The organism is Lysinibacillus sp. G1-3 (assembly GCF_056322905.1).
Genome location: NZ_JBWHYQ010000012.1, coordinates 176,008 through 182,440 on the forward strand (window position 1 = coordinate 176,008; position 6,433 = coordinate 182,440).

At 33.9% G+C, this 6,433-nt stretch carries 6 protein-coding genes; 4 read left to right on the forward strand and 2 right to left on the reverse strand.

What is annotated here, in order from left to right:
* Nucleotides 1-3: 3 nt before the first annotated feature.
* Together ACVYAD_RS14855 and ACVYAD_RS14860 are read right to left on the reverse strand one after the other, a co-directional pair.
* Nucleotides 4-1,092: a hypothetical protein gene (locus tag ACVYAD_RS14855; protein ID WP_349658122.1), complete on the reverse strand. Its 1,089-nt coding sequence runs from the start codon at nucleotides 1,090-1,092 to the stop codon at nucleotides 4-6.
* A 371-nt stretch (nucleotides 1,093-1,463) separates the two neighbouring features.
* Nucleotides 1,464-1,805: an ATPase gene (locus tag ACVYAD_RS14860; protein WP_349658121.1), complete on the reverse strand. Its 342-nt coding sequence runs from the start codon at nucleotides 1,803-1,805 to the stop codon at nucleotides 1,464-1,466.
* A 352-nt stretch (nucleotides 1,806-2,157) separates the two neighbouring features.
* Here ACVYAD_RS14860 and ACVYAD_RS14865 point away from each other — a divergent pair, with 352 nt between their 5' ends.
* The 4 genes from ACVYAD_RS14865 to ACVYAD_RS14880 all read left to right on the forward strand — a co-directional run bounded on the left by ACVYAD_RS14865 (nucleotide 2,158) and on the right by ACVYAD_RS14880 (nucleotide 6,231).
* Nucleotides 2,158-2,850: an SDR family oxidoreductase gene (locus ACVYAD_RS14865; RefSeq protein WP_476426979.1), complete on the forward strand. Its 693-nt coding sequence runs from the start codon at nucleotides 2,158-2,160 to the stop codon at nucleotides 2,848-2,850.
* Nucleotides 2,851-3,302: 452 nt separating this feature from the next.
* A complete protein-coding gene (locus ACVYAD_RS14870) occupies nucleotides 3,303-3,914 on the forward strand; it encodes a flavin reductase family protein (protein ID WP_476426980.1) in 612 nt (203 codons plus the stop codon).
* 218 nt (nucleotides 3,915-4,132) lie between these two features.
* The gene (locus tag ACVYAD_RS14875) at nucleotides 4,133-5,635 is read left to right on the forward strand and encodes a serine hydrolase domain-containing protein (protein WP_476426981.1); all 1,503 of its coding nucleotides are present in this window, start codon (nucleotides 4,133-4,135) and stop codon (nucleotides 5,633-5,635) included.
* A gap of 203 nt (nucleotides 5,636-5,838) precedes the next feature.
* A complete protein-coding gene (locus ACVYAD_RS14880) occupies nucleotides 5,839-6,231 on the forward strand; it encodes a RidA family protein (RefSeq protein WP_476426982.1) in 393 nt (130 codons plus the stop codon).
* Nucleotides 6,232-6,433 lie beyond the last annotated feature (202 nt).

Consider the following 6,433-nt stretch of genomic DNA (forward strand, 5'->3'; position numbering starts at 1 on the left):
CTTTTACCTCGCAGAATAAATTTGGTAAATCAATTTTTCTCTAATATAATCCAATACAGGTTCAGACGCAAATACATTGAACTTAAATGTCTTTGTATTTACACCGATTCGAACAGAATATTCTTGTTTAACCCCATCAACACTATGTTCAAATAGTATAGATCCTTTTTGTTTGGAAAGATAAGGCTCTAAATAATTGTATAAGGGTAAACCTCTTAGTTCTCTAATGCTACCTAATCCAATCGTTTCAAGACCACTTAACAGTAACAAAGTAAAAGGTGTTGTTTCTAAAATACCGGTGATATGTTCGCAATTTAAATTTTGCTCTAGAACTGATAATTCACCATTAGTATAGTATTCATCAATTGCAGAAAGTATACTCACAATGGATTGACCCTGCGTTTCTTCAAATGTATTGACTAATCCTGCTGGTCTTCCTGTAGCATCAATCAGCCTTCCTTGAAGGGAATCCGCTAAAGTCGCAAGATTACCACCGTAATTATCCAATAAATCATACTGTTTGAATTCGTATTGTTCATCAACTACTTTAGTTAACCAGGCAATTATTTTTTTTGCAACGGCAGAACTTGCTCGTACTTCAATTATTCCCTTAAGTTCATCAATGTAAACGGTTGTAATTTCGTGTTTAATGTATTCTCTACGGTTTGCTAAAAAGTAATCAACATTAACACCTGTTCTATGAATGAATCGTAAATAATATATTTGTGAACCTTCGATATCAGCACCAGCAATAATGGTAGGATCAATAGGGACATTTTCGCTATTTGGTGTAACTACTGTTTCGAAAGGATTAAATGGCATTTTATTAATAATACTTTGTTTAAAACCTGTTAAATCAGTTTTATTTGTCGCCTGGTACCAAGCTAAGGAAACTGCTCCAGAGAAAATATTATCGCTGATTATTTTAAGAACATCGCCATCAATATGCTCAAAAACATCCCAAACTCTGCTAGCTAATTCATTTACATTGCCATTGGTATCTAAAGTCATTTTATTACAAATCTCTTTAAGTAGAGTTTTGCTTAATCTATGCAAGTCTTGGGGGAAAATTAAAGATTTTATAGTGTTCATTTAACACCCTCCAGAATTATATTCTGTGTTCAATGAAAGTATGCATTTTACTTAATAAATATAATAGTATATGTATGAAAAACCCAAAAAATGACAAAATAATGTTGGTTGACAAGAAAAGATGGACATATATAGACCAAGGTAGATGAAATTAGGAACAAAAATGTTAAAAAGTGGATGTTTATATAAAACGTCAATTCAGTACTACACCCAAAATTAAAAAGTCACTCCTTAAAAATGAGTGATTTTTCTTAATTATTCGGCAAAATGAAATTAGGGTACATAGGAGAAGCTGGTTCTCAAATGTACCCCACTTGATTTTCCTTTAAATACTTTAAACGATGAATGTTAGTAAAGTTTTGTTCCTACTATTAATGAATCTCTGTTAATTCTGAATTCAGAACTCTTTGAGCAGTAATAATAACACCCGAAGCTGTTCTACCATAAACGCTGTATAATCCGCCATTTTGATCAGGAACGATTTCAACTTCATATTGAGCCGAACCTATTACACTTCGAGTTATAAAAGTAGAAGCATTGGCATTTACAGCAAATGCAGTAGTTGATAGTAATCGTCTTGTACCGTTAAGTCTAAAAACTCTTACTACTCCAGTTAGTGTACCTCCAGTTAGATTGAGAATTTTTATACGAACGCTAGCTGCATTAGCTGGTTGATTTCCTGTATTTTCAATTGGTCCAGTAGTTAAAGGCAATTTAAATTCACCTCCTTCTATAAAATAGATTTATAATCTGCAGATTACATTTTCATTGTATGCAGTATCTATAGTAATGCTCTAAACGTATTCATCAATTTTCTATAAAAATGTAGAAATTGATATTTATATTTTTCTTCTTTAGCTATCGAATGAGCTATGACTTTCTACCATTTGGGGGGGTGTCACCTAATTTTTACTTTTGCAGGTATTGAGGATATTGGGCGTTATATGAGTAAATCAGATGCGTAACAGTACATATTACTGCTTCTCGATAGGGCGGGGTGAGGATATAATTTATTGCTAGGAGTTCCTATTCTGGTATAATTAACTGCTAGAGAGGATGATCAGTATGAGTAAAAATATCGTTGTTATAACAGGGGCAGGCAGTGGTTTAGGTGCAGCACTTGCTAAAAAGTATTCGACTTTAGGCTATCACATTTGTTTGCTTGGTAGAACAAGATCAAAGCTTGAGAATACGGCTAAAATGATAAATAATGGCTATTCTATTTATGAGGTGGATGTATCTTCAAAACAAATGGTTACTCAAATAATTCATTCTATACAGGATGAGTTTGGGTCCATTCCGTTGCTAATTAATAATGCGGGTGTTGGCTATTTTGATATTGCTGAAAACTTGAATGAGGATTCAGTTCATCAAATGATTGATATTAACTTAAAAGGAACAATTTTTTGTTCACAAGCAGTATTAAAAGGTATGAAAGAACGTAATGAAGGAACAATCATCAATATTGTTTCAACAGCTGGTCTAGAAGGAAAAGTTACGGAATCTGTTTATTGTGCTAGTAAATTTGGTGTACGCGGATTTACCGAGAGTTTAGCATTAGAATTAAGCGAAACAGCGATTAATGTATGTGCTGTATACATGGGTGGTATGAGAACAGAGTTTTGGGACGGGATTTTCACTGAGGAAAAAACTAAAACATTAATGGATCCTAATGACATCGCGGATATTATTATGGATAATATAAAACCAAGAAAAGCGTTAGCTGTAACTGAGGTTGTAATTAAAAATCGACGATAATACAATGATCTGAATGAAAATGACCAGGCACTGCATTTAATGTTGTGCCTGGTCATTTTCTATTCCATTTAATATTTCATCAAATGTTTAGCATTCTAGCCGGCTATATGTCAAACATTATCTTTTTAGCCCTGCCAATAAGGAGCGAGTAGCATTGCTTAAAGAATCTTTTTTTGTCATTGCAACTGCATCTTAGTATACTGGTAGCCCATTATTTTGAAAAGCTTCAACGGCTGCTTTTATAACTTCATGAAAATGCCTTTGGTTTGCTAGTATTTGATGGAAAAAATACTCTGCTTTTGGATAACTATTTAACCCTAAAAAACCTTACTTAACTTGATAAACCATTAATCAATCATGTGAAAAACCGAAAAGGCAATTCATATTTCGATGAAAATTGAAATATTTCTCTTGTACTATAAAAATTGAAAGTACCGATTGGAGGAGAAAAAATGACTCAAATTGCTAAAACAGAAATTATTCATCCAAAAATTTTATACTACGGGACACCTGTGATTTTATTAACTACACTGAATGAAGATGATACCGTAAATATTAGCCCTCTTTCGTCATCATGGGCGTTAGGGGATTGTATAATATTAGGGATTGGGCATGGAGGAAAAGCTATTGAAAATTTAGAACGACATCCAGAATGTGTAATTAATGTCCCAGGACCTTCATTATGGGAGAACGTAGAAAAATTAGCTCCATTTACAGGGAAAAATCCCGTTCCAGAATTTAAGAGAGTGAATGGATTTTCATTTGAAAAAGAAAAATATGAAATTAGCAACTTAACACCAACCGATTCTAAATCAGTAAAGCCTTCAAGAATTGCAGAGTGTCCAATTCAACTGGAGGCAAGGGTAAAACATATTCGAATCCCTGAATATGCCTCTTTTTTTGCCATTGTTGAGACACAAGTTTTACATGTCCATGCCCATAAGGAAATTATTGTTGAAGAAAATTATATTGATCCAAATAAATGGAGCCCACTAATTTATAATTTCCGACATTATTTTGGACTTGGTCATCAGTTAGGGAAAGCCTTTAGAGCAGAAATTTAACTATTATTAGATATCGTAGAAAAGATCAGCACTCATTTTTTATGAGCGACTGGTCTTTTAGTGACTTTTTTTAAAGAACATTAAGTTACAAAACTGTCATATTGTGATTTCTTTAGTCATGTAAAACGATTGTTGTGGTCCGAAATGCTTGGTATAGTTAACGATGCTGTTATGATATTTTATAACCCTATACCTAGCATTGATTGCTTAAAGGAGAAATGAAAATGAAAGCACTATTAAAAATCTATTTGTCTATAATCGTTACGATTGTGTCCTTTTATAGTTTTACGCCTACAATCGTAAACGCAGATGCAAATGAAAAAACTCAAAAGATTGATCAATTTATTCAAGAGCAAAAGGCGATTAGTAAAATTCCAGGGATATCGCTAGTAATTGTTGAGAAGGGGAAAACGGTTTATGAAAAAGGTTTTGGATACGCCGATGTTCAGTCAAAAACACCAGTAACCTCCAATACATTATTTGAACTAGGATCTACATCGAAAGCCTTCACTGGATTTGCCATTTTAAAATTGGAAAAGGAAGGGTACCTAAATCGCTCTGATGATGTCCGAAAGTATATCCCGTGGTTGGAGTTGGAATATAATGGGGAACCTCAGGAGATTACTATTAATCAGTTACTGTATCATACAAGTGGTATAGCTACGAACACAATATCAAATATTCCGAAAAGTAACGAAGAGAACGCACTTGAATTGACTGTAAAAAAATTGCTTGATCAGCCATTAAATAGACAGCCAGGTAGCTCATTTGAATACGCAACAATCAATTATGATGTTTTAGGACTCGTTATTGAAAAGGTTTCAAAACAACCTTTTGATATGTATATCAAACAGCAAATATTAGAGCCAATCAATATGAAAGATTCATTTGTTGGACTTCATCAAGTTAAATCTAATGAGATGGCGTCAGGATATAAAATAGGACTGATGAGAGAACAGGAATACACACCACCTATCTATCGTGGAAATATACCTGCTGGATATATTATTAGTAACACTAACGATATAGCAAACTGGTTAAAGATCCAGTTAGGAAATAGTCAAATTAATTCGTTTGAGAACAAAATTATTCAAGAATCGCATATCCCAGATCAATCTGTAAAGCCATTCGATAAGGATACATACTACGCAAGTGGGTGGGAAGTTATACGAAAAGAAGATAAACAATATATATTCCATGCTGGTGCAAACCCTGCATTTTCATCTTATTTCATCATGCAGCCCGATGAACAATTAGGAGTAGCCGTATTATCCAATATGAACTCGAGCTATACAACTGAGATAGGGCAAGGTGTGATGGATTTATGGGAACGGAAAACGGTAAATACTATTCATGCTGACAACCTTCAGAATTTGGATAAAACGCTGTCACTTATATGCGTTATTGTTATAGGCTTTGGAATGTTTTTAAGCGTTCTATTACTACAATCCTTGAAGAAGGTTATTAAAAAACAACGAATTAGAGTAGCTTTAAATATGAAAAGGGCTTTATTATTAGTTTTTCATTCTTTAAGTGTTGCAATAATTATTGCACTGATCATAATGTTCCCGAAAGTTTTACCTGGGGGATCAAATTGGGAGTTTATTAAAGTATGGGGTCCAACGTCAATTACTGTGTTATTTTATAGTGTAATAGTGTCAAGTGTGATTTACTATTTAGTAGGTTTGGTGAAAATCTTTACGAAAAAGGAAAAGAATTAGAAATGTAGAGATTTGATTGTTCAAGAAAATTATGGTAATGTGAAAATAACTTTAGGTGAAGGGGGAGAATCCAAATGAAAAAAAGGTCAATACGTTTTTTATCTATGGGTCTCGGATTCTCAACTGCTGTTTTTTTCTAAAATGGATTTTATAGGGACGAGTCTGCCCTTTTTTAGAAAAATATAAACCTAAAGGAGATTAACATGAATACTAAAATAACACGCAAAAATCCAATCCAAGTACCTAGCCCTGTTGGCAACTATAGCCACCTCACAATAATTCCTAAGGATTCAACAATGTATGCATTATCTGGACAGATTGGAGTAGGTGCTAGCGGTGATTTGCCATCGACACTATCAGAGCAGGTTAAAAATACATTAAAAAATATTCAATTAATATTAAAGGCAGAGGGACTTAACGCAGACAATGTGGTGAAGGCCAATATTTGGGCAACAGAAGAAATAGACTGGGATGACTTCTATCAACAATGGGAGACGATGTTTGGAAATCCTTATCCATCTATGACGATAGCTTATATTACTGCTTTAGGACTTCCTGACATTAAATTAGAAATTGATATTTGGGCTGCTAAATAAGCAAAGTACCGACAAAATCTTGAATGATTTTGTCGGTTTTTAACTTCTTTCAGCATGTGTTTTAATGAAAGCGAACAACACCAACACCAACACCAACACCAACACCAACACCAACACCAACACCAACACCAACACCAACACCAACACCAACACCAACACCAACACCAACACCAACACCAACACCAACACCAACACCAACACC